Consider the following 25,399-nt stretch of genomic DNA (forward strand, 5'->3'; position numbering starts at 1 on the left):
ATTCAATAACAAGGCAGCCGGTAACATCCACCGAGAGGGTGCATCTCCTGGAAGAGGCTAGCCAATGACCGATCAGCAGAAAGTCTATCCGGTACGCGACGACATCGCCGCCAACGCCTGGATCGATCGCGAGAAGTATCAGGCCATGTATCAGCAGTCCGTCGACGACCCCGAGGGCTTTTGGGCGGAACAAGCCAAGCGTATCGACTGGTTCAAGGCGCCGACCAAGATCAAGCATACGTCCTTCGACCCGCACAACGTCGATATTCGCTGGTTCGAAGACGGTACCCTGAACGCCAGCGTCAGCTGCCTCGACCGCCATCTGGAGAAGCGTGGCGACCAGACCGCTATTATCTGGGAAGGCGACGATCCCAAGGATTCCAAGCACGTCAGCTACCGTGAGCTGCATGCCAAGACCTGTCAGCTTGCCAACGCGCTCAAGGAACTCGGCATCGGCAAGGGTGACGTGGTCACCCTCTATATGCCGATGATTCCCGAAGCGGCTGTGGCAATGCTGGCCTGTGCCCGCATCGGTGCGGTGCACTCGGTGGTGTTCGGCGGCTTCTCGCCCGACGCCCTGGCCCAGCGTATCGTCGGTGCCGACTCCAGGCTCGTGATCACCGCCGACGAGTCCGTACGCGGCGGCAAGCACGTGCCGCTCAAGGACAACGTCGACGCCGCCTTGACCCGCAAGGGCACCGAGGTGTGCGAGAACGTGCTGGTGGTCAAGCGCACCGGCGGTGATATCGAGTGGAAGGAAAGTCGTGACGTCTGGTACCACGACCTGGTCGACAAGCAGTCGTCCGACTGTCCGGCCGAGGAGATGAACGCCGAGGATCCTCTGTTCATTCTCTACACCTCCGGCTCCACCGGTGCGCCCAAGGGGCTCAAGCACACCACCGGCGGCTATCTGGTCTATGCCAGCCTGACCCATCAGTACATCTTCGACTACCAGGACGGTGAGGTTTACTGGTGTACCGCCGACGTGGGTTGGGTCACCGGCCACAGCTACATCGTCTACGGTCCGCTGGCCAACGGTGCCACCACGCTGATGTTCGAAGGCGTGCCGAGCTATCCCAGCCATGGCCGCATGGGTGAGGTCGTCGACAAGCACAATGTCGCCATCCTCTACACCGCCCCTACCGCCATTCGCGCGCTGATGGCCCACGGCGACGGCGTGATGGACTCCAGCAAGCGCGACAGCCTGCGTCTGCTGGGCTCGGTGGGCGAGCCGATCAACCCCGAGGCATGGGAGTGGTACCACCGCGTGATCGGCAACGCCAAGTGTCCGATCGTCGACACTTGGTGGCAGACCGAAACCGGCGGCATCATGATCGCGCCGCTGCCGGGCGCCGTGGACCTCAAGCCGGGTTCCGCCACGCTGCCGTTCTTCGGCGTGCAGCCGGCCCTGCTCGACAGTGAGGGCAACGAACTCCAGGGCGCCGTGGACGGCAACCTGGCGATCAGCGACTCCTGGCCCGGCCAGGCACGCTCGATCTGGGGCGACCACGAGCGCTTCATCCAGACCTACTTCTCCACCTACAAAGGCTACTACTTCACCGGTGACGGCTGCCGCCGCGACGAGGACGGCTACTACTGGATCACCGGCCGCGTCGACGACGTGCTCAACGTTTCCGGCCACCGCATGGGCACCGCCGAAATCGAATCCTCGCTGGTGGCCCACGAGGCCGTGGCCGAGGCCGCCGTGGTGGGCTTCCCCCACGACATCAAGGGGCAGGGCATCTACATCTACGTGACCCTGGGCGATGGTGTCGAACCGACCGATGAGCTCAAGAAAGAGCTGACCCAGTGGGTGCGCAAGGACATCGGGCCGATCGCCTCGCCCGACGTCATCCAGTGGGCGCCGGGCCTGCCCAAGACCCGCTCGGGCAAGATCATGCGCCGCATTCTGCGCAAGATCGCTGCCAACGAGACCGACGGTCTGGGCGATACCAGCACCCTGGCCGATCCGAGCGTGGTAGATGATCTGATCGAGAATCGCGCCAACAAATGATGGCAGCGCGAATCTGACTACCTAGCCGGCCTTCGGGCCGGCTTTTTCGTTTCAGCCGGCGGCGGCGATGGCCTTGGCCAGCTCGGCCTTGCTCATGCGGCTGCGGCCGGGCAGGTCGAGCTGCTGGGCGCGTTCATAGAGCTCGTCGCGGGAGAGATTTTTCAACTCGGCCGGCTCGGCGCTGCGGCGCTTGCCATTGCCGCGCTGGCCCGTCGGTCGTTTCTTCGCCTCACTGCGCCTGGCTGCCGGCTTGGCGCGTTTTTCCGGCTTGCGCTTGCCGGCGTCGCTGCGCTCCTGCTGCGCGGGCGGGCGCCCTTCGGCCAGGCTTTGCTTGAGTACCTGCATCAGGTCGACCACTTCGCCGCCCTGCTCCGGCTCGACGTCGGGGGCATCTTCCTCACCCAGCGCGATCACATCCTCGCCGCGCGCGAGCTTCTCCTCGGCGCGGGCGACGATGTGCTGGCTCTGCAGGTCCTGAAGCTCCTCGCGCTCGAAATCCTTCTCCGTCAAGGCCTCGATGGCCTTCTGCATGGCCTTGGCCCGCTGCTTGTCGGGCCGGGTGGTCTCGGGCAGGGCGATATCCTCGGGGGCACGAATCTCCTCGGCGAAGCGCAGTGTCTCGGCGCGCAGGATGCCTTTCTCGGCGATGATCGCTACCAGGTACTCCTTGCCGCGCATGACGAAGGTGGCAATGCCGGCACGCCCGGTGGCCTCCATGCTTTCCGCCAGCAGGCGGTAGGCCTTGGTCACGCCCTTGTCGGGGGTCATGAAGTAGGCGCGCTGGAAAAACATCGGGTCGATCTCGTTGATGCCGACGAAGCGTTTGAGGTCGATCTCCTGGGATTTTTCCGGGGCCAGCGAATCGAGCTCGCGATCTTCCACCACCACGAACTCGTTCTTTTCCACCTCGTAGCCGCGGATCAGTTCGTCGTAGTCGAGCACGCGCTCCTCCTTCTCGCAGAAGTAGCGCCGCTGTAGCGCGCCGCATAAATCGCGACGCCGCGCCAAATGGATTGTGACATCTTCCGGGGCCGGTTAAACCCCCTCTTAACCGGCCCGTATCCTGCCCTTAAAACAGCCCCGCCGGTTCGGCCTGAACGTCCCAGCTGAAGATCAGCACTTCCCTGGCCTGTGAGCCTTTCCCACCGCCGACCGTGTAGCGGATATCCGTCGACTCGATGTGGTAGCCAGCGAAGACCCTGCGCACGTCTGGATGGTCGTTGAGGCTGATGATGGCCTTGCCCTGGATCTGCCCCAGGATGGTGGCCATCTCCTCGTATTGCTCGATGCCGAACTCCACGCCGTAGCCCTCGGTCTGCCAGTACGGCGGGTCCATGTAGAACAGCGTGTGCGGGCGGTCGTAGCGCCGGATGCACTCCTGCCAGGTCAGGTGCTCGATGTAGGTGCTGGCCAGCCGCAGGTGGGCCGCTGACAGGGTCTCTTCAAGGCGCAACAGGTTGAGGCCCGGCGGGGTGGTGGTGGCGGTACCGAAGCTCTGGCCTTCGATGCGCGCACCGAAGGCATTCTGCTGGAGGTAGTAGAACCTGGCAGCGCGCTGGATGTCCGTCAGCGTTTCCGGCCGCGTCATCTTCTGCCACTCGAAGACCTGGCGGCTGGAGAGCGCCCACTTGAACTGGCGAACGAACTCCTCCAGGTGGTTTTGAATGACCCGGTACAGGTTGACCAGGTCGCCGTTGACGTCGTTGAGCACTTCCACCTCGGCCGGTACCGGGCGCAGGAAGTACAAGGCGGCGCCACCAGCGAATGGCTCCACGTAGCACTGGTGGTCGGGCATCAGTGGAAAGATCCGGTCAGCCAGGCGGCGCTTGCCGCCCATCCATGGAATGATTGGTGTAGCCACGAGTAGGCTCCTTGCTTGGCGTAGTGTCGGAGCTCGTGGCTCTCTGGGTATTGACCATCCCGCAGCGCGGGCACTTGATCTGGAGGTATCGAACGCCGCCTGCGCTTGCCAGCTTGCGGTTGCAACGGTCGCACCTGATATCTCGTGTCGTCATGTCAAGCCTTATCACGCTTATGCGTTTGGCCTAAACTACGCCCCGCTCGGTACCGGGCGGGGAGCCTTGGCCGGCTTGCAGACTATTCCTGCTGGTTGGTGGTCATCGCCGGTGTTGCACCACCGGCGGTGGCCGCTCCTCTTTTCTTATGCTTCAGACCACTCGATCGCTTCGAGCTGCTCGCGCTTCTCGTCGTCGCTCAGATCTTCATCGCCCAGGATGGCGTCGATTTGGGCGACGAAGTCGCCTTCGCGGTTGATCAGCTGGCTGCGGCGCGTGGCGATGGCACGCAGGGCAGCCCAGACGTCGGCAACAGGGTGATCGACATGGAAACGGTTGTCGCTATCCTTCCAGCGGTTAAATGCCTGCATGCCGGCGTCTTCGGCAGCCTCGAGCGCTTCGCGGATCGCCTGGCGATTTTCGGGGTCTCCGGCATAGCGGATGTCGTTGTGCCTGATACCCTCAGCCTCGGCGGCCTTGCGAGCAGACTCGATAGCGATTCGCTGGCGGGCAGCGAGGTCGGCAAGCGGCTCGGGCGGCTCTTCGTCGAGGGCATCGACCGGCGGCTCTTTGCCCAGCTCGGTAATCTCATGGCGACTGCCGTCAGCAAGCCAGTAGACGTGACCACGCCAGTCCGAAACGACCTCCCAGGCCTCGCCGGCCCAGCGTGCGGACTCATGTTCGCCCGTTTCTGGCGGTTCAACGCTGGTCGCCCCGGCCGGGATGCGCGACTGCTGACGCATGGGATCGAGGGGCGCTTCGCGGCCGGCGGGATCGATAACGGTACGGTCGGTGGGGTGTATATCCCAGATGCGCATATTGGTCTCCTCAGACCTTCGTCAGGTAGATGACGGCGTTGTTGCGAGCACGGGTCTGATTGCCGACTCTGGGTGTCCCATTAGTTCCATCTGTCTGGATACTCAATGTGGTTCCACCGGTAAGTCTAACGACCGACCTATTCTCGTTCCCTGCCTCAGCGACACCGCTCTGCAGTATGGCTGCACCACTGGTGCCGAAACGGTGACCTTGAAACTGATCCATCTGGTGCGCAGAAATAGACCGCCCCGGATCAACGCCGCGCCCACGATCCAGGCCGCGCTTAAACTCACCCCGGTCATCCGGCGTTCCGAACGTGTTTGAGCCGTCGCCCGCACCGTAGGTAGTACCCCAGGCGGCGAAAATACGCCGGTAGTCGGTTCGACTAATGTCGTCGCCGATGTTCTCGATGTAGCCCTCTGGCAGGTCTTCACTCCGCCATTCGATAGTCGTGCCCGGCTTCACGCCATCCCACCGCATCCAGATGTGGGGGCGATTCGCGGGGTTGGTTGGGTCGGCGCCCTGTACGCTACCGACCTGGTCGCGGTCGTAGAACTCGTAGAAGATGCCATCGCTGCCGCGCACCACGTCGCCGGTCTCATAGGTGCGGGTTGTTAGGTATGGCTGGAATTGGCCGGCGCCCAGCCCCATGGCCTGCAGAGCTTCCAGGAGCTGGGCATCGTTCCCGACATCGAGTTGTAGGCCAGCGGCTTCCACCACGCCCACAAGCTCCCGCTGCAGCATGTTGAACCACGTTGAGAGCATCGGCGTGGCCAACTGCCCGGTGGAGGGGTTGCCGGGGCGCCATTCGCCTTCGGCAGTCGCGCGTTCGGTATAAGCGCCTACTTTTTCCACGGTGCTACTCCTCTTCCTCTATGTAGCCGACTTGCAAAATGAGCCAGCTCGGGGCGGCTTCGCGCAGGACACACTCGACCAGGTCATCGCCCCAACTGCGCAGGGGGTCTCCGATCTGGGATTCGTCGATAACGGATTCGCGGACGACGCCGCTGGGCAACATCACGCGCCAGGTCAATTCCCAATCCTCGCCGTTGATGTCGTCGCCGATCACGGCGCCGGTGTGGCCGGTGGGGGTATCGACCTCGACGGTGGCCTCGCGGAACTCCAGCACCTCGACTCCCGCATAGCCCAAGCCCTCGGCCAGCTCGATGTAATCGACCGCGCGCATACCGCCCCGACCGACAATGCGGCCGATAAGCGCCACCCGCCGATCGGCCCGGCTCTGATCGGCGGGTGCGCAGCGGCTGGGCAGGCCGTAGCTGGCCTCCCATTCCTCGAATAAGTAGAGCGCTTGACGTGGGTCCGACTCGACAAGCAGGGCCTGGCCCCGCTCATCGACGCGGGCGAACTCCTGGGCCTGGCCCAACTGCAGACGATGGAGCGTACTGTCGGGCTCGGTGGGCCAGACCACGCCCGGGGGCAGCAGGCTGAACAGCAGCCCGCGATAGTCGTCAGCCGTCAATCCCCCGCCCATGTCGCACCTCCCCAGATAGGCAGCTCTCCGGTGTCGTACACCACATCGGCGATTGGCGACTGCAGGTCATAGTCCTGGACGCCAGCCGCTGTGCTGATCGCATGGCGGATGCGCGAGATGAGCAACGTGCCGCCGGGCTCGCCTTCGCGCCCGACCAGATCCTGCAGGTTGGCCTCGGCGGCGGCTCGGGTCTCGGCGGTATCCGGTACCACGCTGAGCTGAGGCGAGAAAGGCACGGCGATCGGCGCCACCACGTAGACATGGGCGGTGACGTTCTTGCGCGCCTCGATGTGGGCGTGGACGGCATCGAGCAACTGCTGCGATGGTAGCGGTCCGCCAGGGGAGTCATCGGCCATGATGTACACCACCATCGTGCCCGGCCCCATACCCCTGGGCACCTCCCAGGCGCGGGTAACGCCCGGTACCTCCAGCGCCCAGCCCTCCCAGTCACCCTTGGCACCGCCGCGCGGCACGCGCGCTCGGCGCAGCAGGATGCGGTCGCGCCAACTGTCGAAGATCTCCAGGTCGGCGCCTCCCTGGATGCCGTCGGCGCCCACCACCGCCGTGCTGGCAACGCCATCGACAGGCGACACCAGGCTGAGGCTGGTACCGGCCGGTTGGTCGCCGGCGGCACCGGGCTCCACGGCCGCGACCTCCACGGTGGCGGTACCGCCAGCGATCGTTACTTCCTCGGTGGTGGCATATTCGATGCCCTCCACCTGCAGCCGGGTACCCTCGACGATCACCGCGCCGTCGCTGCCTTCCAGCTCCACCGGGCCCACCGAGGCGGCGGGCTGCCGGCGAGGTACGCCCGCGCTATGGAGGTGCAGCAGGTCGTCGTCGCAGGTCTCGGGGAACAGCTGACGCTCCAGCCACTGCAGATACCCGTACAGGCCGTGAACGGCGCCGGCTTCGCTGGTGGCCAGCGCTTTGGTCAGACGCACGGCCAGCGCGGCTTTCGCATCGGGCAGGCGGGACAGCATGTCCTGGTCGATGCGGGTCATCAGCTCCGGCAATGACGGTCGTTTAAACGCCATCTATCCCTCCGTTATGCAGCGTTTTGCCACACGTAGTCGTATTGCCGCTCCAGGGTCACCTGGTCGCCTCGGTGGATCTCCACGCTCAGCTGCAGCACCCCACGGCGAACGTTGGTCGCCTCGACTATCACCCGGCTTGCCACCTCGTCTTCCACCAGCCAGGCCAGCGCTTCCTCGGCGTATGTCTTGGCCCGGCGCAGCACCTCGTCCAGCTCTTTCTCGCGGTGCAACAGCCACAGCCGTGAGCCGTGGGGGCGGTCGTTGAAGGCATCGGCCCACCAGCCACGACGGTCGCCAGCGTCGTCGGGCAAGCGGTCGGCATCCTCGGCGCGCCGATCGGTGAACAGCGACAAGATCACCGCCGTCTCCAGCCCCTGGTCGGTGGCCAGGTCGCCACCTTCCAGGGCCAGGTCAAAATATTTGGCAGCGGCGTCGTACTGAATGGCGATATCCATCAGCCCATCTCCTGCTTTGGCTTGCCGGTGGTGCCACCGCTGTCACCGTCATGGTCATGGTCGTTGTAGGTGTCGCGCATGGCCTGCATGGTGCTGGTGTGGTCCTTAACCTCGCCGGCGACGTGCAGGTTGCCGTCCATGTACACGTCCGGGCAGTTGACGAAGTTGACCGGCTTGCCCACACCGTCGATCACGATGCCGTCACGGGTCAGGTGCACCTTCTGGCCCTGGTCGTCGTAGATGGCCACCTCGCCCTGGGCGAGCCCAACCAGGCGATAGCGGCGGTCGTCGATTGTCAGCGCCACCAGGTGCGCGCGGGCACCGCCAACGGCTGCCACGACCGCCTCGGCCCCAGGGTGCGGGTGACTGGTGTAGCCGTACTGCTGGAAGCGCTCCGCCCATGCCGGCGCGCCGCCCAGCAGCGCGACCTGGACGCTCTGCAGCTTGAGCGAGTCGTCTACCAGCTTGAGTACTCCACGGCTGACCAGCAGGCGGATACGCCGCCACACCGGCCCCATCAGGCGCTGCCAGGCGCGTCGTTGATCAGCCATTACAACCCCCAATCCGCTGAGGTGTCGGCGGCCGGCTTGGGCTCCGGTACCGGCACGGGCTCGAAGGCCTCCGGCGGCGAGACGCGCAGCTCGGCGAAGCGGCCGTCCTCGTTCTCGATCAGCTGCACGTCGCTGATCAGCAGTGCTTCATCAAGCCCCAGGTACCTGTCACGTACTTGCACCAGGTCGCCGGGTCGCCACACGCCCTGGTCATGGCGCCAGGTGCCCACGGTGTAGGTCACGCCCCGACCGCGTGCCCAGCGCATGCGCGCCTCCAGTTCGGCGCGGGCCTTGCAGTCCGCTCCGTCCGCCGGCGTATCGCAGACAATCAGGGTCGTACGTGGGGCCCGGACTCGCGGGTCGGTTGCCTGGCCGCGAGGGGTGGTGGCCGGGACTCCCCACCAGTCGTCGCCGCCAGTGGTCTGGCCCTCGACGATGTAGGTGTTGAAGCGATCGCTATCGCTGAACACGCCCGACGCCTTGCGGATGTTGCCGCCCAGCTCCAACGGCGTGCGGATCTCACGCTGTACCGCGTGCACGATCACCAGGCGACCATCGGCGTCGCTGACAATGCGCGCACCACGGATCTGCGCGGCCCGCTCGATGGCCTCGGCGATCGGCTGGCCGTCCTCGAGCGCGAAGGCGCGAAACGGCTTGTTGGCGCCGACCGTGTCGATCACTTCGATGCCGTAGGGCGCTGCCAGCGCCCGCGCGATCTGTACCAGGGTGCGGCCGTCGAAGCGCCGATCGGGGCCGCTGCAGTCCACCAGGTCGGCGGCCTTGCTACGGCCCTTGGCCACGATGGTGTGGCTGACGTCGTCGTAGTCGGGAAGCACTTCGTCCAGGTAGCCGGTCACCACCAACTCGGTACCGACACTCACCGTGCAGGGTTGCCCCGGCGTGACCGGGCGCACGCCGCCGGCATCGCTCCAGCGCTCGGTCAGCACCAGTTCAAACTCATCGGCGATTTGCTCGAGCGAAAGGTGGATTCGCACCTCCAGCCAGCCCTCGTGCCGATCGTTGCCAATCTGAAGCACCACCGGGTCGCGCTTACTCACTCAGCACCTCCAGCTCCATGCCCCCGCGCAGCGCGCCAGGGTGCGGTACGTTGTTGCGTACCGCGATCTCGTCGGCGCGCGTCGCATCGCCATACAGGCGGTGTGCAACGACCAGCGCCGGCAACGTGCGCTGCGGGGTGTAGGTGGTCATGCCGGGCAGTGCCACGACACGGGTGCGCAGATCTTCCGAGACCGCCGCGCGCAGGCTGACCAGGGCGCCGTATACGGCATCGCTGATCGGCGCCTCGGTGGTCATCTGCGCGTCGATAAGGGCCAGGGTGTCGGTGCCGGCCGCTTCGGCATCCTGGCGGCTGAGCCAATCGGTGCCGGCCACCAGTCGGGCAGCCTCCAGCGCCGCCGCGCGACCGTTGAGCTGATTGGCTGCTCGGGTGTTGCGGGCGCGCTGCTTTCGCTCCGGGGTGTCCGCCGTGGGCGGCTCAACGCTGTTGCCGCTGGTGCCGGTGTCCCGCAGCAGTCGGGCGGCTCGTCGCGGCGTGCCCGGTGGCAGCCTCACCCGGCCGCCACCCGTGCCACGGATGGCCAGCAGGCTGTTGCCGCTGTAAAGATCCAGCGCCTTGATCGGGCTCATCACCGCATTGCGTAGCCGACTGTAGCCACCCACCACCAGGGCGACGATGTCGCTGGGGCGCCGGATGACTTCCGCCACCTCGTCGGCGACACCGCCCACCACGTCCTCGATACCCCGCAGGATGCTGCTCAGGTCGCGCTCGACCGCCACAAGGGACCAGCCCAGCAGCCCCTCTACGCTCCATTGCTCGGCGAAGTCTTCGGCCAGGGCCTCCTCCAGGGTATCGGCGGCCTGTAGCGCCTGACGCTGAGTGTCGACGCTGCGGCTGGGCAGGCGCTCCTCTCCGCTCTCTACGAACGTCACCTGGAAGGTACACATGCCGCCTTCGCGGGTGCTCTCGCTCCAGCGCGGCTCGGTGGCCACCGCGCTGAAGGTGCCGAGGTAGGGATGCACCAGGGTGGCGGCACCCGGTTCGTCCAGCGCCTCGATCAACTCATCGCGCTGCAGGTCGTAGTCGTCGCCGGCGACGAAGAACTCCAGCGTCCAGGCACGCGCCTTGCGGCCCATGTCCTCTGAGTAGGGGCGGTCGCGGCGCGGGTATTCATGGATCAGCCAGCGGCGACCGCCCTGGGTGTCGGCGCGTTCGACATGGAACTCGACACCGCGAAAGGAGCCGCGCAGCTCTGGGTCTAGGCGATCACGCCAGCTCATGTGCTAATCTCCAGCTGGTACGCATGGACTGATAAAAGGAAGAAAAATGAACAGCGCCTTTCTGATACTCGTGCTGGTCGCCCAGGTGGCAATCGTCATTGCACTGATCAAACCCGCCTGGGCCATGCCCTGGGCGCAATCTCCCAGGCGACTGCCCGCCATCGGCCTGTATGCGGCCATCCTGGTGGTCAGCTTTGTCGGCTTTGGCGTCACGCTGGAAGACGAAGCCGCTCAGGTAGCCGAAGCCGATGCCGGCGAAGCCCAGGCCGAGCAGGTCGCGGCCGCCGAGCCAGAAGCCACACAAGAACCCGCCGACCTCGAGACGGCCGAAGCCGCAGTGGAAGACGCTCCGCCACAGCAGTGGCTCGACATGGACCGAAGCGAGGAGGCACAGGCCGAACGCTGGGCGTTGATCGAGAGAGCCATCGACATGGGCGTGATCTACAAGGTTGAAAAGCCGGCCCGGTTCCCGCGCATCTACGTCGACAGTGGCTGGGACATGCTGCGCTTCGATGAAAAGCAGAACCTGGCCGATGCCATCACCACCTACTTCTATGCCGAGGATCATGAAGCCAAGATGGCCATCATCCGCGACGGCTACTCCGGCCAGGACATCGGCCGCCTCGACTCTGCTGGCTTGACGCTTCATTAGGGCATCACTCCCAGCATTCCCGACTCCACGCTGAAGTCCATCCCGCCATTGCGCCGCGCCTCGGTCAGCCGAGCGCGGCCCTCGGAATCCACCCTGATACGCAGCTCGCCGCCAACGTCGGCCCGAACGTGAGCCGGCATGCCGGCGACTCGATCCCCGGCGATCGGTGCGCCCGTTGCGCCTTCCGCCTGGGGGGCAGCCTGAATGCCGAGGCCCTCCCTGGCCCAGTCGGGCAGCCAACTGGTCAGGCTGTCGAGCTTGTCGGACAGCCACCGGGTCAGGCTGTCCCATTGAGCGGCGATGCCGGCGCGCAGGCTGGCGATCCAGGCGGCGCCGATCTCTGACAGTGAAACGCCATGCAGCAGCTCGAACATCTCATCGACGCCGCGCAGCAGCAGGCCAGCGGGGCTCCATGCCAGCAAGTCGCGAGTGATGCCGCCGATGCCCTGGGTAAACCAGGCCTTGATGCCTTCCCACAGGTTGCCGAACCACTCGACGATGCCGTCCCAGTTGCGGTAGATCAGGTAGGCAGCGCCGGCGATCGCCACGATGGCGCCCAGGAACCACCCGACCGGCGTCGTCATCAGTACCCATGAGAACTGGCCGAGGGCCAGGACCGCCGCGCCCAGCGAGAAGATGAACTTGGCCGCCATCAGCCCAGCCAGCCAGGCCAGCAGGTTGCCGAAGCCACCGACGCCGTCAGCGACTCTCGAGACAACACGCCCGATGGTGCGCAGCCCCTCCCAGAAGCTCCGCAGGCCCTCGATGATGCGCTCGCTGATGACCTCGCGGTTGGACTGGATCAGTTCGTTGACGCGCTCCAGCCACTGACTCAGGGCCGGTACCAGGTGGGCCACCACGGTGTTGCGCAGCCCCATGATGGTGCCGTCCAGCTCGCCCAGGTTGTCGTTGTAGAGTTCGGCTGCCTGGGCGTCCTCTTCGCTGATCAGCTGCCCGGTACGGCGCCAGGCGTCCATCTCGCGCTGCAAGCCCTCGCGGCCCTCCGCCAGCACGTTGATCATGCCGGTACCGCCACGGCCGAACATGGCGCGAGCAAAGCGGGTCTGCATTTCCTCGCTGTCGATGGTGGCCATCTTGTCGGCGATATCCAGCAGCACGTCCATGGAGCCGCGCATATTGCCCTCGCTATCGCGCAGGGCGATGCCGGCCCACTGCATGGCCTTGGCGGGCTCGCCCATGCCCGCCGCCGCCTCCGCCAGGCGATTGGAGAACGACTCCAGGTTGCTGGCCATCTGGCTGTCACCCATGTCGCTCATACGGCCAGCCGCGCCCATGAGCAACTGCATCTGCTCGTGGGTCATCGAGAGGCGCCGCGAGAGCTTGATCGCGGCATCGGCAGGTTCGGTGAAGCCGCCCACCAGGCGGCGTAGCCCCCACACGGCACCGGCGGCAACACCGCCTATCATCGCCATGCGCTGGGTCAGGTTGCGCAGCTGGCCGACGGCGGCACCAGTGGCCATCCGTACGCGCGTGGCAGCACCGGCCAGGCGGTCGAGCCCGGCGCGCTGCGCCAGGCCCGAGAGCGATTGGCGGATGCGGCGGGCCGTGCCTGACACCCGGTCAACCAGCTCCATGACGATGCTAGTTACCATGTTGGCCATGCTGCTCGATCTCCTTTGCCAGTATCTCGGCCTGCCGGTACCACCACACCAGGTCGTCCAGGTCCATCTCCAGCAGCGCCTCCGGGTCGAAGCCGGTAAAGGCGACTGCTACCGTGCGTACTAACGTCGCCCAGTCTTGCGGCGCTTGGGCAAAAAAGGCTCCACCGCCACCAGGCAGAGATCCATGTCGCGGGCGTCCAGCTCGTCCATGGCGTGGATAGGCAGGCCGGACAGTGCAGCGACCAGGGCCAAGCCCTTGCCGATCTCGCCGGCGGCCTGATCCATTTTCTTGAGGTGCTTGCCCTTCACCGCCTTGGGTAGGGTCAGCGTCTGCACGGTGCGGTCACCGTCCAGCTTGCTGTGCCGGTAGGTCATGGGCTCGACCAGCGTCACGACCAGGGCGTCGCCCTGGTCGTCGAGGCGGGCGCGCTCTTCCTCGGTCAGCTCGATGCCGTCGATCTGGTCGCGCAGGGTGTCGAGGTTGTCTTCCATCGCTTAGATCCTTTCGCAGGTGCGGGCGGCCATGTTCAGGCCGAACGTGCCTTCAGAGGTGTTGAGCTGGGGAGCCTCGGTCACGAAGGCCCCGCTCAGCAGGTAGTCCTGGCCGTTGTCGCACTCGAACAGGACGGTGGCGTTGCGGATCTTGCCGACCTCGATCAGGTCGAGCTCCTCGGTGTGCAACACGGAGCATTGCAACGTCGGCGCCACCGGCTCTTCGTTGTAGTAGGGACGCTTGCCGGCCATCTTGACGTTGCGGTTGACGCCGCCAGGGTTCAGCGTGGCGCCCCGCTCGCTGGGGTATTCCTGGCCATCGACGCGGATGGTGGCGATCCCGGTGATCTTGCCGCTCATAGGGCGATACCCTCCTGTTAAGGGGTGGTTAACCGGCGCCTGTCAGCGCCGGCTACTGTTACCGACGAAACTGTGTCTGTTGGGCATGGACGCGGTACTGGCCGATCAGCATCGGCTGGTCGAGTACGTTCAAGCGGTTGGGGTCGGCTGGGTCGATGTTGGCGGCCAGGCTCTCGGCGTAGCCGGCGTAGTCACGCACCCACCCGCGTTCGCTCATGAACGTGATGCGATACAGCGTGAGCAGCTCCCCCTTCGCGAGCTTGGGCGTCATGATGGGCTGGCTCGGGTCGTAGAACTCCCGGTCCTCGTCGGCCGCCAATTTGTGACGCGGGTACTTCTGGGCGAACATGCTGATCTGCTCGAAGCGCAGCCGCTCCAGGGTCTCCGGCGTGTTGATGTCCAGGTAGCTGTCGTCGGCGATGCCGGCGCTGTTCTCCTGGTACATGGTGATCTGCCGCTCGATCATCACGGTGCCGTCACTGGCCACGGTGTGGGTGGCGATACCGTCGTAAAGCAGCAGGTTGCGCTCAGGATCGTCCCACCGCTCGTCTTCGGCCGGGCCGATCAGGCCGGGCAGCGGCAGGCGCTGCAACGGGCGGGCCGGGTCGATGGCCAGCGACTTGGCGCCGACGATCGCGTTGGTGGCCGCCCAGATCCAGGTTGACGACACCGCGCGATTGGTCCCCATGCACGTGATGTGAGGAGTGTTGCGGCTATTGCCCTTGGTGGCGGTTTCGCTATGGTTGCCCCGGAACGCGGCGAAGGCACGGCCACCCATCTGGCGCATCGGGCCGTAGCGATCGGCCAGCTCGGCCTCCATGGCTTCCAGGCTGGTGGTGTCGGTGTAGGGCAGGCAGAGCCAGTTCCACCACTCCGCACCCATGGCGGCGATCGCGCCATCCAACTCCGGGTTGACCGCACCACCGCTAAAGGCGGTATAGGTCAATCGCAGACCCCGCGGGCGCTCCTCGCCCTTGACGCTGTCGCGCAGGTCGATGTCATTGCCCGTCTCGCCACCCCAGCGGCAGGTCAGGTTGACCTGGCTGGTGGTAGTGCCGTCGACCTCGGCCGTGACCGGCACGCGGTCGTCGGCGTTCACGGCATCGACGATGGCCTGGGCAACGTCGTCGAGCGACGCGCCGGCGGTCATCTCGCACCATACGCGGTAGCCCGCGATATAGAGCGCCAGCGGGCGGCTCTCGGTGGGCGCCTCGGTGACTTCGATGCTGCCCTCGGCCGCGACTGCCAGTTCGGCGTCCTCGAGCGCGATCGCCCAGGTCTCGGTGAACAGGTCCACGGACTTGATGGCGCGGAACATCTCGGCGAGCATCGAGCCCCGCCCGAACTTCTCGTCGGCCTGTGCGGGGTTGGTGATACGCACCAGCGTGCTGGCATCCTGGCTGCCGGTGGGGAGCTTCTGGCCCAGCACCAGGAGCTTGCCCTGGAACACGGCGTTGCCGGCAAGACGGTTGTCGAACTCGATGTACCACCCGGGCACGCGCAGCGCAGCGGGGATGTCATTGAACACGGTCGCGCTGATGGTCATCAGTCAGCCCTCTTCTGGTTGGCGGCCGCCGGCGTCGGCTTGGCCTTGATTTGCTTGGGCGGGGCGGCCTTGACCACCGAGCCCTCTGCGGTGCGGCGCATCCAGTAGCCGCTCCACTCCACCCAGTCACCCTCGGCGGGTAGCGGGCGACCGTTATGCGGCTGCCGTACCACCAGGCCCTCGCGGGCCGGTTTGATGTATCGCTTGGTCACGGTGATTCCTCCGTGGGTAGTTCGAGGTAGCTCTCGGTAGCCGGGCCATCGCCCACCTGGTGGGTGGCGCTGTAGATGGCGAAGTCGGCCAGGTCGGATGCGTCGCGCGGGGCCGGAAACGCCATCTCCAGGCCGAACGTCATTTCGTACACCGCCACCCCCTTGCGCTGGGCACTGGCCGGGGTCAGCACCCGCAGCCCCTGGAACAGCAGCGTGCCCAAGTCGGCGGCCGGCTTGCCGGTCAGGGTCGGCACCACCCGTTCGACGATCTCGTAGGCGCCGATCTGGCGGCTGTTGCCACGCTGACGATCCCGTGTGCCGCTGGCATGGCTGGTGACCGCATAGACCAGGAAGCGCGCATCGAGCCGGCTACCGCGCACGCCTTTGCCGGGTTGGCCGCCGTCGAAGTAGACCCAGACGCCGGGCATCCGGCGGAATGCCAGGGTCAAGGCATCCTGGTCCCAGGGGCCGGGTAGGATCTCGACGGTCTTCACCGTCTGGCCCAGCACGCCCTGGCAGGCGCTGACGATGGCGTCTTCGGCTTCAGCGATCATCAGTAGCCCCGCAGCGTTTCGTCATTGAAGGTGCCGCCCTGAGCCTTGACGGACTGCGGCGCACCGGCGGCCGGCGGCGGTTCCTGCTGGGGCAGGTTGATCCTGCCGTCGGCGATCCGCTCCAGCTTGCGCACCGCGTCCTCGTAGCGTTCGCGGGCCTGCTCGGTGCTCACCCCCTTCTGCAGGCGGAAGCGGGCGATATCGGTGCACAGCAGCGACAGCAGTGGTGCCGCGCCGGTCACCGGCAGGCGGTAACGGGACGCCAGGTAGCCGTCGATCTCGGCGGTCGCGTCCTCCAGGGCGCGCTCGGCGGCGGCGGTATCGATCTCGCCGGTATGCTCCAGGTCGGTCAGCTCGACGATCTCGGTCTCACCGAACCGGGCCACCATGTCGGCTACGCTGGCGTACATGGACCGTTACTCCTTTGCCTTGGTCTTGCTGGTGGTCTTGCGCGGTGCCGCCTTGGCTTCCTGCTTCGGCGCTGCCTCGGCCCCTTGTTCCTTCGCAGCGCTCTCGCCGTCCTGCTGGGGGGTGGCGTCATCAGCATTGGCCGGTGCCGGTTCGCTGGAGGCTGCCTGCTCAGCCTTGGCCTTGGCTTCTGCCTCAGCCTGGGCCTTAGCTTCCGCCTCGGCTTTAGCCTTGGCCTTGGCTTCTTCCTCGGCCTGGGCCTCGTCATCGCTCGGGGCGGTACCGGGCTTGCCGATCACCCCTAGCCGCGCCAGGCGCTCGATGTCGGCCTTGTCCTCGACGGTGTCCAGCTCGACCTCGCCGGGCGGCTTCATGCGCTTGCCGTTGCGGCGCAGCGGTTGCAGTAGCGGATACTTCATGGCTCACCTCGTGTCAGTCAGCGGCCCGCCCAGGGCGGGCCGCTGCGTTCGATCACCCCGCCTTACAGGGCGGCAACGTCCTGGATCAGGAAGCCGGACTCGATGCCCGACAGCACCGGGGAACGGTCGTAGGTCACCGGGTAGATCCAGCTCTTGGTGTTGCGGTCGTTGTACGGTTCCTCGACGATCGGATGACCTTCGAGCGCGTAGGTGTAGCCGAACGACGGTGCGCGCCGGGAGCTGATCTGCTCGGGCACGAACGCCAGGGTCGCGGAGTTGCCCCACACGTCGACCATGGTGTCGCTGCCTTCCTCCATGTAGACGGCCTCACCCACCACCAGGCGGCGCAAGTTGAATAGCTTGGCCAGCATCTCGGCGGTGATGGAGTCGGAGCTGGTGTACTTGAAGCGCTCCAGGATCTTGGGGTGCTCGCACAGGGCGTTGAAGCCGTGGGCGGAGACCTCCATCACGTTGGGGCGCAGGCCGATGATCGAGCGCACCGCCTCGCGGTACTCGCGGATCTGCTTGGCCGGGTCGCTCTCCGAGCTGGTCCACTGGTCGGTGCCCGACAGGGTGTCCTTGTTGTTGGCCGAGAAGTTGTTGGGATCGGTGGCGATGCGCGCCTGCTCGATCTCCAGGCTCAGCGACATGATGTCCATCACCTCGTTGGTCGCCTCGGTACCCAGGTCGATGCCCGGCACCTGGTTGGCGTCCTGCATGTGCTCCCAGGGAACCTGGCCTTCGAGCGCATCCTGCACCAGGGCGAACGGCTTGCCCTCGTAGCCGAACTGCACGCGCTTGGTGCTGGCACCGGGGGCACGGCGCGTCTTGTAGCGCTTGAAGCTGTCGCGACCGAACTCGATGATCTGGCCACCGCGCTGGCGAACCGGCACGCGGGGGAACAGGGCGAAGCCGACGCGCTCGGGATGGGCGTACCCCTGGGCGACGTTGGAGAGGATCGGGTCGATCACCCGGACCTGGCGGTTGTTCATGGGCATGGTTTAACGACTCCTTAACTGGCGATTACTGGCCGCTTAGCGGACCAGCAGCACCTCAATGAATTCACCGGCACCGCCGGCGTCGTCCAGGGCGTGGGCCTGTACCACCTCGCCGCCCACCTCGGGATTGACGATGGCGCGGCCGCTGGCGTCAGCCACCAGGTCGTCACCGGCGCTGAAAGCACCGCCTGTCTCGACCACCGTGGTGCCGATCACGTCGACCGCCAGGTCGTCGCCATCGACGGCATCGGACACGGACACCCCCAGCGCCTTGGCGCCTGCGGTGTCCACCTGGGCGCCGTCGTACCCGACGAAGCGGTGGGCGCTGACCGCACCGGCGGCGGTGGCGGTCAGGGCTAGCAATACGATCTTCTGGCTCATGCCTGCGATCCTCCTCGCTGCACGGCGCGTACCGCCGTGACGTAGTCACAGTTGTTCTTTTCCTGGTAGGCGAGCGCCTGGCCGTGCACGCGGGCCTTGTCGGGGTCGACGTGGTAGCCCTCGGGTGTGGCGTAGGCCTGGCCGTCGGCGTCCTCGTCGGCGGCGCCGCGCTCGGCGTAGTCCACCGCCACTGGCAGCTCCTTGAGGAAGCCCTCCAGGAAGTCGCGCCCGGTGGTCTTCACCTTGTCGCTGCCTTCGCCGAACTCCAGGGCGCCCTCGGCCTCCTGGTTGGCCATGAAGGCGACCAGGCCGTCGCGGTGCTTGGGCAGCACGCGGCCTTGCTTGACCAGGTCGTCGACCAGGGCGGCGCTGGCTTCGGCACGGTGCTTCTGCTCGCGCTCGGCGAACTCGGCTTCCTGCTGTGCGATGCGCGCCTCGCGGGCCTCGGCCTCTTTCTCGCGGCGCTCCAGTTCTTGCTTGTCCACGTCGGTCACCTCCGGGGTGGGCTTGGGGTGTGGCTGGGCGGCCTTGGCGCCCGGTTCGCTGAATGAGGAACTGTCATCCTCCAGGTTCTCGATCGCCCAGTCGGGCAGCACCTCGTCGGCTGCCTCGCGGCCTTCCTTGCCGATCAGGTGTTCGCGCAGTGCGCGGAACAGGCGCTTGACCACGCCGCCACGCACCTCGCCGAACTCCAGTTCGATCACGTCGCTGTCGCCGTCGGCGAACTCGATCTGCTTGAGGCCCTTGATGGCGGGCGGTTGGGCGCCCAGGAAGCCGACGTGGCGCAGGTAGTACACGCCGGGCTTGGGATTCGATGGGGAGTCGGGGCGGTAGAAGCTGGCGGATACCTTCTTGAAGCGCCCGGCCTCGACCAGCTCGGCGAACTGAGGCTCGACCTGGTCGGGGATCGCCTCCAGGGTCTCGCCGTACTCGAGCGACTTGACCCAGCCATAGGCGGGGTGGTCGTGGCTGGGATGCCCAACGACGATCGGCGCCTCATGCAAGGCGGGGTCGTAGGCTTCGGCGCTATCGCGCAGCTGCTGTTCGCTGAACCCGAACGTTTCGCCGGACATCGCGGTATGCCGTCCGGGCTTGAAGATCTCGATGCGCTGCATGTCGGCCTCCGGTGTTGTGGAGGCCAGTATCGAAACCCAGCGGCGCGGCGGTAAGGCGAACGACTTCAGCGGAAGCGCTGGGGGGATGCGAGAGGGAAAAGCGGGGGGATCGGCGCGCGGCGTTCTGGGACGCTGTGGCCGTGCGCATCATCTAACCAGCAGACGCGCACGCGGGCAACCCATTTAAAACCCGGTTAACTCCGCTCAGGGGCGTTTAAACTTTTTCGGTCGTGACATCATGGCCAGGATGCGGCGCGGCGCTTAGAGAGCGTTTCTGGGCGACGTGGCGCTATCGCGCTTCAGGGGGCAAGGCATGCCGCTGGAGGATGGCGTCGATCACCTCGCGATCGTCAACGGAAAGGCCCAGGTATTCGCGGGCGGGAATCGTCACCTGCTTGACCAGGGCGAACTCACCGTCGGGCCGACCGATGGCCAGCGCGCCGCCACCCTTGGCCTTGATGGTACCGCCCAGTTGATGGATGGCGCCATAGATCTTGTTGGTGCCTTGCTCCAAGGCATTATCCTGCACGCGGTAGTGGATCGAGCCGCGCAGGCCGGCCCCGCCGCTCTCGGTCAGGATCTGGTTGCCGCGCTTGTTGGCCTTGGTGAAGTCGCTCAACGGCGCCCAGGGGCGGCCCTGGGGATCGGTCTCGGTGCGGAAGCGCTCCTCCACCGAGCCCTGCAGGTGCTCGCCGATCTCCAGCAGCGCCGGTCGGGTGCTGCCCATGTTCCGCTCGATCTGACGCAGCACGTCTGTGGTGACCTGGTCGTGGATCTCGTGTCTCAGCTCTATGCCAGCCATCGGGCGTGCTCCAGTTCTCAGTCCAGGTCGTCGGGGTCTTCGCGCAGGCGGCGGCGGATCTCGGTCATCATCGCCGTGGCCAGCACGTCGGGCAGCTGGCTGCGCTTGCGCTCCACCGTCTCACGGGTGCGCCCGGCCACGCTGCGGCCGGGCGGGTAGTTCCAGCCGGGGTCCACGCCCTGGGGCACGTCCTCTTGGCGCGCGCCGGTGGTGTCCTGCCAAGCCTCGCGCTTCACGCTGGGGGCCTCGTCGGGGCCATCCTTGCCCAGGCGCGCCAGATCATCGGGGCCGACCGCCACCACCTTGCAGCTGCAGCCCCAGCCGTTGGGCGGGTAGTGCTCATCCCACCAGGGGTCGTCGGCGGGCAGCACCAGGCCATCCCACTCCAGGTGTTCCGGGCGCGGGTCGGCACTGCCGCCGTGCAGGTAGCGCCAGTAGGGGCGCACGCGCAGCAGATCGGGATCGGTGAGCTGGGCGTGGCGGCCGGCGGCATAGGCGCTGCGCAGGTTGGCCTCGTAGATCACCCGCGTACGCCAGCCCCGGCCGCCCCGGTACTCCCAGCCAGTGCGCGCCACGGTCTCGTCGAAGCGGGCGCGGAACTGGGCAAGGGTGGTTCCCTCGCTGATCGCCTGGTCGACCGCCCCGCGCAGGTCGTTGAGCAGGTCGGCCTTGGCGGCACCGGCCACCATGAAGGCGCTGTCGTGGGCCTGTTTCCACACGTCGGTCCAGCGCTGGCTGGGCAGGCTGACCTTGTTGCGGAAAAAGGCGATCGCCTCCTCGAACGGCAGATCCTTGTACTCGACGGCCATCACTCATCCTCGCTGACGTCGGCCCGCCCGGACAGCTCGGCGGCGGCGATGGCTTTCTGCATCACCTGGGCCAGTTGCTCGCTGGGCATGTCCTCGTAGAGGTTGAGCAGGCCGTCGCGGATCTCCTGCATGCTGCCGGCGGTGGCTACCAGGCGGCGCACCGGCTCCATCAGCGCGGCCATGGCCGGCTCGGCCTCACGCTCCAGGCGATCGGCCATGATGTCGGCACGTCGCCGGGCGCTCTGATCGTCGCGCTCGGCGAAGCCCAGCGAGGGCGCGGGCGGGCGGTTGTCCACTTCCCAGCCGTCGCCGTAGTGCTCCTGGACGTACCCCAGGCTGGGGCGATAGCCCAGGCGGCTGACGCGCTCGTCGCGCTCGGCCAGCTTGTTGAGGTCTTCGGGCTGCTCCATCTTGCGCCACACGCGCGGCGGCGCGGCGTTGGGGAAGTTCCACTCGGTCAGCCAGCGCACCACCGACTGGTTGAACGACTCGCACACCACGTCGGCGTCGGCCTTGGTGATGTCGTCGCGCACGTCGCCGGCCATGTCCTCGCCACCCAGGCGCCCCGGCGCGCTCTCGCTGGAGCCGGTATGCCCCAGGATCACCTTGGCGATGGCGCGGTCCATGCGGTCGTACAGCGAGGTGTAGTCAGCGGTACCGCTGCGTGCGGCCTCGATCAGCTCGATCTGCATACCCTCGGGCACGATCACGCCGCTGTCGCTGTGCACTGCCTGCAGGGCCTGCAGCAGCTTGGACTTCTCGGTCTCGCTGGCCGACTGCGGAAAGGTGCCCTTGGCGGTGGGCTGGCCGAACTTGTCCAGGAACACCAGCCACAGGCGCAGGCCGTTGCGCTTGAAGAACACCGGCCAGTACAGCCAGTGCCCCAGGCCCTGGCCGTAGGGCTCGTCGTCGTGGTCGGCGCCGGTGGCGAAGTGCCAGAACTTGCGCTCGGGCAGCAGCTCGCCGGTGGGGTTGCTGGCGGTGAGCATGCGCAGGCGCCCGGCGCCGTCGAAGCGGAAGCGACGGCGGTTGCGCACCTTGATGGCGTCCAGGGTGACGTACTGGCCGTCGCGGCTCCACATGCACTCGGCCACGGCATAACCGTAGAACACGCCGTACAGCATCCCCTTGGTGGCACGGTCGAAGCGGATGCGCTGCAGCTGCTCGCGCAGGAAGTCGGCGGCGGCCTTGTCCTGGCGGCGCGGGCCGCCGGGCTCCACGTCCCACTCGGCGGAGACCACCGCCAGCTGACGCTGGCCCCAGGTGGCCTGCACCTGGTCGTCGCGCAGCAGCTCCTCGTACAGGCGCAGGTCGCCCCCGCCTCGCTGGGCCAGCACGGTGTCGCTGGGCTGCAGCAGCTGCAGCGGCGAGACGTACCCGCGCGTAATGTCGCGGCCATCCAGCGTGGTGGCCACCTCGGTGCGATCGGGGCGTTGGGTCGCCATTAGAATCCTCCTGTGTCAGGGCCGCCATCGATGGCGCCCCAGCCCACGGCATCGTTGACGCGGCCGCCCTCGTAGCCGGTGCGCTGGATGCCGGTGCTGCGATAGTCGATCTCGACGCCGTCCTGGCGGCTGGCGAAGTAGGCCAGCGCCAGGGCGATGGCGGCGTCGCCGTGGCGGTTCTGCTGGCCGGTGCTCTTGGGCAGCCGGGCCACGCCGTTGATCAGCTTGATGGCGCGCAGGTCGTCGAGCAGGTGGGCATCCTTGGGCAGCAGCAGCTCGCCGTCCTCGAGCGCGGCTTTCAGCGGCGGCATGTGCTCGCGGTACCAGCCCTCGGTGAACTGCACCTCGTGGATGCGGGAGCCGTACTGCTGGGTGGCCACCTCGGCCAGGTAGGCGCCGTTGCCGCGCGCGTCCAGGGCGCCGACGTGGAAGCGGGCCAGCCGATCGCAGAGATAGAACAGCACCTGGCGCTGCTGCTCGAACGGCATGTTGCCCAGCTCGACCATGAACGGCACCCGGCGCACCAGGTTGGTGGTGGTCACCAGCGGCACGATCACCGTCAGGTCGGAGACGCGCCCGAAGTCCTCGCCGACGCTGACCAGGCAGTCGCTGGGCAGCTCGGCCAGCAGCGGCCCCAGCTCGCGCTCGCACCAGTCGCGGATCTCGGCCTCGCGCAGGTGCGGGGCCCAGTGCTTGAACTCGTCTTTCATGGCCAGGCGCAGCACCGGCGGGCCGTCAACCATGCGCGCCTCGATCAGCGCTCGCGACAGCCAGGCGCCGGTACCCTGGGACGGCACCACGTCCAGCTCCTCGCTTGCCGCCTCGCCGTAGAAGGCGTAGACCTCGGCCATCCACTTGGCCTCCCCCTCGGCGGTCCACTCCTTGCCCAGGCGCAGGCACACGCGGCGATACAGGCCCTGGGCCACCGCTTCCTTGAAGCTGATGCGCTGCACGCTGCCCCGACGCTTGCCGGCGCGGATGTCGTTGACCAGCTCGTTGAACGGGTTCTGCTCGCCGTTGTGGGTGCTGATCACGCGCACCCGGCCGCCCCAGATCAACAGGGCCAGCGCCGCTTTCAGCAGCTCGCCGAGCTTGTCATGGAACGCCGCCTCGTCGATCACCACCACGCCTTGCTTGCCGCGCAGGTTCGCCGGGCGGCTGGACAGCGCCACGATGCGGTGGCCGCTGTCAGGGAACTTGATGGTGAACGTTTTGATGTTCTTGTCGTCGCCGTCGTCCTCCCACAGGCCTTCCTCGACGGCGCTGGCGGCGTGGTTGAACACCCGCGCCCACATGCCGCAGGCCTCGACGTACTCGATGGCCATGTCCTGGTTGTAGCCGATGTAATAGACGTTCATGCCGCCGGCGGACTTGGCGGCGGCGGCGATCAGTACGTCGTCGGCAGCCTCGGCCCAGGTCAGGCCGGTACGCCGCGACTTCTCGCTGACCTTGAGCTGGCTGTCGTCGGCGATCCACGCCTGCTGGTAGTCCAGCAGCACCGGCGGCGGGGCGTCGGCGTCATGGGTCGCGGGGAGCTTGGCGGGCACGTCGGTCATTTGGCGATCCCCAGCAGCTCGCGGCGCAGGTCGTTGACCATGTCTTTCGACAGGCCGCCCCGGCGCGCCACCTCGGTGGCCTTGTCGGCGGCCTCGCGGGCCACTTCCTTGCGCACCTCCAGCGCCCACTTCTTTTGGCCCAGCGACATGCGGCCGATATCGGCCAGGGCATGGGTCACGCTGGCCATGTATTTGGCGGCCTTCTCCGGCTCGTGCTCGGCCTTGCGCAGCGCGATGGTAATACGCAGCAGCTGCTCCTGGACGATGCGCGCAGTGGCGTCGACCAGGGAGCCCTTGGCGTCGTCGTCGCTCTCGGTGAAGGCCTTGGCCATCTCGGTGGTCTTGCGCACGTCACCCATGGCCAGCTCGAACTCCTCCTGGAGATCTTGCCCGTAGCGCTGCACCGACGAGCGGCTGAGCTTGTAGCCGCGCGAGTCCAGCCACTTGGCCAGCGACTCATAGCCCTGAAAGCCGGTCGACACCAGGCGCTCGTTCAGCTCCTCGCGCACTTCGGGCGGCAGGTCGAACACCTTGGATCGCTTGGCCATGTCAGACCCCCGGACGCGGGCGCGCCACGCCGGGCACCTGGGCGGTGCCGCTGGCGACATCGCCGCCACGCGCGGTGAGCGTGACGATCCAGCCGGCGCGCGGCTGCTGGGTGATCACCAAGCCTTGCTCCTCCAGCCAAGCCAGGTCGCCATGCAGGCGGTCTTTGCTGACGATGTGGGCATAAGCACCTTTCAGCTCGTCGGACAGCGAGTACTCGTTGGTGGTGTACTCAGTCCGGCGCGACAGGATGCGAAGGATCGCCAGGCGCCGCCCTTCGGTTTCGTAGTCGTCGTACTTCATCGTCCGTTCCCCTTCTCCTGGAGCATGTACTCGTGCAAGCGGTTGAGCAGCGCGGTGGTGCTCTGCAGTTGCGCCGACACCTGCGCCATACCGCGATTGGTCTCTGCCAGCTCGCTACGCAGCTTGTCGATCTCGCCATACCCTGGCCGGCTGGAAACCCGGTTCTCCACCTGGGTGATATGACGATCGATCTTGTCCATGCGGGTATTGACTGCCCTCAGCGCGCTACTGGTGGCGCGGTGCTTGTTGGTCCACCACACGTACACGCTGACCAGCAGCATGAATGCGACCTGGACCAGGTCGAAAAAGAACCGCGCCGCCGTCCAGTCGATTTGTTCCATCATCCCCTCGCGTACCGTGTTGCATGTTTGTCGTGGGCCGTCTGGCACGGAACGCAGCGCCGCGCCGTGGGCCAGGCTGCCAGGCGGGGCGCCGGAATCCGCTCTCCGCAGCCCTCGCACAGCCCATCGGGCGATGGCGTCTCGCGCGCCATTTGCGCCC

32 protein-coding genes are annotated in these 25,399 nt (G+C 66.6%); 2 read left to right on the top strand and 30 right to left on the bottom strand.

From position 1 onward, the window contains the following. Positions 1-64 precede the first annotated feature (64 nt). Positions 65-2,014: an acetate--CoA ligase gene (gene acs / locus HOP53_RS15335; protein ID WP_234270839.1), complete on the top strand. Its 1,950-nt coding sequence runs from the start codon at positions 65-67 to the stop codon at positions 2,012-2,014. A gap of 51 nt (positions 2,015-2,065) precedes the next feature. Here the strand turns inward: acs and ku are convergent, their stop codons facing one another. From ku to HOP53_RS15385, 11 genes are all read right to left on the bottom strand, one after another. Next, entirely contained in the window at positions 2,066-3,022 is a 957-nt protein-coding gene (ku, locus tag HOP53_RS15340) for a non-homologous end joining protein Ku (RefSeq protein WP_267955370.1), read from the bottom strand. A gap of 61 nt (positions 3,023-3,083) precedes the next feature. Further along, on the bottom strand, positions 3,084-3,875 hold the full coding sequence (locus tag HOP53_RS15345) for a DNA adenine methylase (protein WP_234270841.1): 792 nt from the start codon (positions 3,873-3,875) through the stop codon (positions 3,084-3,086). Next, entirely contained in the window at positions 3,826-4,029 is a 204-nt protein-coding gene (locus tag HOP53_RS21730) for a Com family DNA-binding transcriptional regulator (RefSeq protein WP_422677616.1), read from the bottom strand. The genes HOP53_RS15345 and HOP53_RS21730 overlap by 50 nt, the downstream gene beginning before the upstream one ends. A gap of 146 nt (positions 4,030-4,175) precedes the next feature. Next, positions 4,176-4,847 carry a DUF4376 domain-containing protein gene (locus HOP53_RS15350; protein ID WP_234270842.1) on the bottom strand — a complete coding sequence of 224 codons (672 nt, stop codon included), beginning with the start codon at positions 4,845-4,847 and terminating at the stop codon, positions 4,176-4,178. Positions 4,848-4,857: 10 nt separating this feature from the next. After that, on the bottom strand, positions 4,858-5,700 hold the full coding sequence (locus tag HOP53_RS21680) for a phage tail protein (RefSeq protein WP_234270843.1): 843 nt from the start codon (positions 5,698-5,700) through the stop codon (positions 4,858-4,860). A gap of 4 nt (positions 5,701-5,704) precedes the next feature. Continuing rightward, on the bottom strand, positions 5,705-6,337 hold the full coding sequence (locus HOP53_RS15360) for a YmfQ family protein (protein WP_234270844.1): 633 nt from the start codon (positions 6,335-6,337) through the stop codon (positions 5,705-5,707). After that, positions 6,322-7,374 carry a baseplate J/gp47 family protein gene (locus HOP53_RS15365; protein ID WP_234270845.1) on the bottom strand — a complete coding sequence of 351 codons (1,053 nt, stop codon included), beginning with the start codon at positions 7,372-7,374 and terminating at the stop codon, positions 6,322-6,324. The genes HOP53_RS15360 and HOP53_RS15365 overlap by 16 nt, the downstream gene beginning before the upstream one ends. An 11-nt stretch (positions 7,375-7,385) precedes the next feature. Continuing rightward, complete coding sequence (locus HOP53_RS15370; protein ID WP_234270846.1) at positions 7,386-7,829, bottom strand: phage GP46 family protein; 444 nt, start codon at positions 7,827-7,829, stop codon at positions 7,386-7,388. Further along, positions 7,829-8,380, bottom strand: a complete 552-nt coding sequence (locus tag HOP53_RS15375) for a phage baseplate assembly protein V (protein WP_234270847.1) — start codon at positions 8,378-8,380, stop codon at positions 7,829-7,831. The genes HOP53_RS15370 and HOP53_RS15375 overlap by 1 nt, the downstream gene beginning before the upstream one ends. Then, positions 8,380-9,438: a phage baseplate assembly protein gene (locus tag HOP53_RS15380; protein WP_234270848.1), complete on the bottom strand. Its 1,059-nt coding sequence runs from the start codon at positions 9,436-9,438 to the stop codon at positions 8,380-8,382. The genes HOP53_RS15375 and HOP53_RS15380 overlap by 1 nt, the downstream gene beginning before the upstream one ends. Continuing rightward, a complete protein-coding gene (locus tag HOP53_RS15385) occupies positions 9,431-10,678 on the bottom strand; it encodes a DNA circularization protein (protein ID WP_234270849.1) in 1,248 nt (415 codons plus the stop codon). The genes HOP53_RS15380 and HOP53_RS15385 overlap by 8 nt, the downstream gene beginning before the upstream one ends. 46 nt (positions 10,679-10,724) lie before the next feature. On the opposite strand from HOP53_RS15385, the gene HOP53_RS15390 reads away from it, so the two are divergent. Beyond that, positions 10,725-11,330, top strand: a complete 606-nt coding sequence (locus HOP53_RS15390; protein WP_234270850.1) for a hypothetical protein — start codon at positions 10,725-10,727, stop codon at positions 11,328-11,330. Here HOP53_RS15390 and HOP53_RS15395 read toward each other — a convergent pair. From HOP53_RS15395 to HOP53_RS21735, 19 genes are all read right to left on the bottom strand, one after another. Next, on the bottom strand, positions 11,327-12,952 hold the full coding sequence (locus HOP53_RS15395; protein WP_234270851.1) for a phage tail tape measure protein: 1,626 nt from the start codon (positions 12,950-12,952) through the stop codon (positions 11,327-11,329). The two genes, HOP53_RS15390 and HOP53_RS15395, sit on opposite strands and share 4 nt — an antisense overlap. 120 nt (positions 12,953-13,072) lie before the next feature. Continuing rightward, positions 13,073-13,444 carry a phage tail assembly protein gene (locus HOP53_RS15400; protein WP_234270852.1) on the bottom strand — a complete coding sequence of 124 codons (372 nt, stop codon included), beginning with the start codon at positions 13,442-13,444 and terminating at the stop codon, positions 13,073-13,075. Positions 13,445-13,447: 3 nt separating this feature from the next. After that, entirely contained in the window at positions 13,448-13,804 is a 357-nt protein-coding gene (locus tag HOP53_RS15405) for a phage tail tube protein (protein ID WP_234270853.1), read from the bottom strand. Positions 13,805-13,862: 58 nt separating this feature from the next. Next, positions 13,863-15,350, bottom strand: a complete 1,488-nt coding sequence (locus tag HOP53_RS15410) for a phage tail sheath subtilisin-like domain-containing protein (protein ID WP_234270854.1) — start codon at positions 15,348-15,350, stop codon at positions 13,863-13,865. Then, positions 15,350-15,562, bottom strand: coding sequence for a DUF2635 domain-containing protein (locus tag HOP53_RS15415; RefSeq protein WP_234270855.1), 213 nt, complete (start codon positions 15,560-15,562; stop codon positions 15,350-15,352). Before HOP53_RS15415 ends, HOP53_RS15410 begins: the two co-directional genes overlap by 1 nt. Beyond that, positions 15,559-16,116, bottom strand: a complete 558-nt coding sequence (locus HOP53_RS15420) for a DUF1834 family protein (RefSeq protein ID WP_234270856.1) — start codon at positions 16,114-16,116, stop codon at positions 15,559-15,561. Before HOP53_RS15420 ends, HOP53_RS15415 begins: the two co-directional genes overlap by 4 nt. Beyond that, entirely contained in the window at positions 16,116-16,526 is a 411-nt protein-coding gene (locus tag HOP53_RS15425; RefSeq protein ID WP_234270857.1) for a gp436 family protein, read from the bottom strand. Before HOP53_RS15425 ends, HOP53_RS15420 begins: the two co-directional genes overlap by 1 nt. Before the next feature lie 6 nt (positions 16,527-16,532). After that, positions 16,533-16,943 (bottom strand): hypothetical protein, encoded by a 411-nt coding sequence (locus tag HOP53_RS15430; protein ID WP_234270858.1) that lies wholly within the window; start codon positions 16,941-16,943, stop codon positions 16,533-16,535. Between the two features lie 62 nt (positions 16,944-17,005). Further along, the gene (locus tag HOP53_RS15435) at positions 17,006-17,941 is read right to left on the bottom strand and encodes a major capsid protein (RefSeq protein ID WP_234270859.1); all 936 of its coding nucleotides are present in this window, start codon (positions 17,939-17,941) and stop codon (positions 17,006-17,008) included. 36 nt (positions 17,942-17,977) lie between these two features. Further along, the gene (locus tag HOP53_RS15440; protein WP_234270860.1) at positions 17,978-18,322 is read right to left on the bottom strand and encodes a DUF2190 family protein; all 345 of its coding nucleotides are present in this window, start codon (positions 18,320-18,322) and stop codon (positions 17,978-17,980) included. Beyond that, complete coding sequence (locus HOP53_RS15445; RefSeq protein WP_234270861.1) at positions 18,319-19,437, bottom strand: hypothetical protein; 1,119 nt, start codon at positions 19,435-19,437, stop codon at positions 18,319-18,321. Before HOP53_RS15445 ends, HOP53_RS15440 begins: the two co-directional genes overlap by 4 nt. Before the next feature lie 289 nt (positions 19,438-19,726). After that, positions 19,727-20,239, bottom strand: coding sequence for a phage virion morphogenesis protein (locus tag HOP53_RS15450; protein ID WP_234270862.1), 513 nt, complete (start codon positions 20,237-20,239; stop codon positions 19,727-19,729). A gap of 17 nt (positions 20,240-20,256) precedes the next feature. Continuing rightward, a complete protein-coding gene (locus HOP53_RS15455) occupies positions 20,257-21,048 on the bottom strand; it encodes a phage head morphogenesis protein (RefSeq protein WP_234270863.1) in 792 nt (263 codons plus the stop codon). Then, positions 21,048-22,493 carry a DUF935 domain-containing protein gene (locus HOP53_RS15460; protein ID WP_234270864.1) on the bottom strand — a complete coding sequence of 482 codons (1,446 nt, stop codon included), beginning with the start codon at positions 22,491-22,493 and terminating at the stop codon, positions 21,048-21,050. Before HOP53_RS15460 ends, HOP53_RS15455 begins: the two co-directional genes overlap by 1 nt. After that, on the bottom strand, positions 22,493-24,049 hold the full coding sequence (locus HOP53_RS15465; RefSeq protein ID WP_234270865.1) for a hypothetical protein: 1,557 nt from the start codon (positions 24,047-24,049) through the stop codon (positions 22,493-22,495). The genes HOP53_RS15460 and HOP53_RS15465 overlap by 1 nt, the downstream gene beginning before the upstream one ends. Beyond that, the gene (locus tag HOP53_RS15470; protein ID WP_234270866.1) at positions 24,046-24,597 is read right to left on the bottom strand and encodes a DUF3486 family protein; all 552 of its coding nucleotides are present in this window, start codon (positions 24,595-24,597) and stop codon (positions 24,046-24,048) included. The genes HOP53_RS15465 and HOP53_RS15470 overlap by 4 nt, the downstream gene beginning before the upstream one ends. A 1-nt stretch (position 24,598) precedes the next feature. Continuing rightward, complete coding sequence (locus tag HOP53_RS15475) at positions 24,599-24,898, bottom strand: VpaChn25_0724 family phage protein (protein ID WP_234270867.1); 300 nt, start codon at positions 24,896-24,898, stop codon at positions 24,599-24,601. Next, complete coding sequence (locus HOP53_RS15480) at positions 24,895-25,239, bottom strand: DUF2730 family protein (protein WP_234270868.1); 345 nt, start codon at positions 25,237-25,239, stop codon at positions 24,895-24,897. The genes HOP53_RS15475 and HOP53_RS15480 overlap by 4 nt, the downstream gene beginning before the upstream one ends. After that, positions 25,239-25,391, bottom strand: coding sequence for a TraR/DksA family transcriptional regulator (locus HOP53_RS21735; protein WP_422677622.1), 153 nt, complete (start codon positions 25,389-25,391; stop codon positions 25,239-25,241). Before HOP53_RS21735 ends, HOP53_RS15480 begins: the two co-directional genes overlap by 1 nt. Positions 25,392-25,399 lie beyond the last annotated feature (8 nt).

It is taken from the genome of Billgrantia ethanolica (assembly GCF_021404305.1).
Lineage (GTDB): Bacteria > Pseudomonadota > Gammaproteobacteria > Pseudomonadales > Halomonadaceae > Halomonas > Halomonas ethanolica.

Coding starts and splice junctions, on each gene's coding strand:
- acs (WP_234270839.1), top strand. CDS start 65: ATGACCGATCAGCAGAAAGTCTATCCGGTACGCGACGACATCGCCGCC.
- HOP53_RS21730 (WP_422677616.1), bottom strand. CDS start 4,029: ATGACGACACGAGATATCAGGTGCGACCGTTGCAACCGCAAGCTGGCA.
- HOP53_RS15350 (WP_234270842.1), bottom strand. CDS start 4,847: ATGCGCATCTGGGATATACACCCCACCGACCGTACCGTTATCGATCCC.
- HOP53_RS15360 (WP_234270844.1), bottom strand. CDS start 6,337: ATGGGCGGGGGATTGACGGCTGACGACTATCGCGGGCTGCTGTTCAGC.
- HOP53_RS15365 (WP_234270845.1), bottom strand. CDS start 7,374: ATGGCGTTTAAACGACCGTCATTGCCGGAGCTGATGACCCGCATCGAC.
- HOP53_RS15370 (WP_234270846.1), bottom strand. CDS start 7,829: ATGGATATCGCCATTCAGTACGACGCCGCTGCCAAATATTTTGACCTG.
- HOP53_RS15375 (WP_234270847.1), bottom strand. CDS start 8,380: ATGGCTGATCAACGACGCGCCTGGCAGCGCCTGATGGGGCCGGTGTGG.
- HOP53_RS15385 (WP_234270849.1), bottom strand. CDS start 10,678: ATGAGCTGGCGTGATCGCCTAGACCCAGAGCTGCGCGGCTCCTTTCGC.
- HOP53_RS15390 (WP_234270850.1), top strand. CDS start 10,725: ATGAACAGCGCCTTTCTGATACTCGTGCTGGTCGCCCAGGTGGCAATC.
- HOP53_RS15395 (WP_234270851.1), bottom strand. CDS start 12,952: ATGGCCAACATGGTAACTAGCATCGTCATGGAGCTGGTTGACCGGGTG.
- HOP53_RS15400 (WP_234270852.1), bottom strand. CDS start 13,444: ATGGAAGACAACCTCGACACCCTGCGCGACCAGATCGACGGCATCGAG.
- HOP53_RS15405 (WP_234270853.1), bottom strand. CDS start 13,804: ATGAGCGGCAAGATCACCGGGATCGCCACCATCCGCGTCGATGGCCAG.
- HOP53_RS15410 (WP_234270854.1), bottom strand. CDS start 15,350: ATGACCATCAGCGCGACCGTGTTCAATGACATCCCCGCTGCGCTGCGC.
- HOP53_RS15420 (WP_234270856.1), bottom strand. CDS start 16,116: ATGATCGCTGAAGCCGAAGACGCCATCGTCAGCGCCTGCCAGGGCGTG.
- HOP53_RS15425 (WP_234270857.1), bottom strand. CDS start 16,526: ATGTACGCCAGCGTAGCCGACATGGTGGCCCGGTTCGGTGAGACCGAG.
- HOP53_RS15430 (WP_234270858.1), bottom strand. CDS start 16,943: ATGAAGTATCCGCTACTGCAACCGCTGCGCCGCAACGGCAAGCGCATG.
- HOP53_RS15435 (WP_234270859.1), bottom strand. CDS start 17,941: ATGCCCATGAACAACCGCCAGGTCCGGGTGATCGACCCGATCCTCTCC.
- HOP53_RS15440 (WP_234270860.1), bottom strand. CDS start 18,322: ATGAGCCAGAAGATCGTATTGCTAGCCCTGACCGCCACCGCCGCCGGT.
- HOP53_RS15445 (WP_234270861.1), bottom strand. CDS start 19,437: ATGCAGCGCATCGAGATCTTCAAGCCCGGACGGCATACCGCGATGTCC.
- HOP53_RS15450 (WP_234270862.1), bottom strand. CDS start 20,239: ATGGCTGGCATAGAGCTGAGACACGAGATCCACGACCAGGTCACCACA.
- HOP53_RS15455 (WP_234270863.1), bottom strand. CDS start 21,048: ATGGCCGTCGAGTACAAGGATCTGCCGTTCGAGGAGGCGATCGCCTTT.
- HOP53_RS15460 (WP_234270864.1), bottom strand. CDS start 22,493: ATGGCGACCCAACGCCCCGATCGCACCGAGGTGGCCACCACGCTGGAT.
- HOP53_RS15465 (WP_234270865.1), bottom strand. CDS start 24,049: ATGACCGACGTGCCCGCCAAGCTCCCCGCGACCCATGACGCCGACGCC.
- HOP53_RS15470 (WP_234270866.1), bottom strand. CDS start 24,597: ATGGCCAAGCGATCCAAGGTGTTCGACCTGCCGCCCGAAGTGCGCGAG.
- HOP53_RS15475 (WP_234270867.1), bottom strand. CDS start 24,898: ATGAAGTACGACGACTACGAAACCGAAGGGCGGCGCCTGGCGATCCTT.
- HOP53_RS15480 (WP_234270868.1), bottom strand. CDS start 25,239: ATGGAACAAATCGACTGGACGGCGGCGCGGTTCTTTTTCGACCTGGTC.
- HOP53_RS21735 (WP_422677622.1), bottom strand. CDS start 25,391: ATGGCGCGCGAGACGCCATCGCCCGATGGGCTGTGCGAGGGCTGCGGA.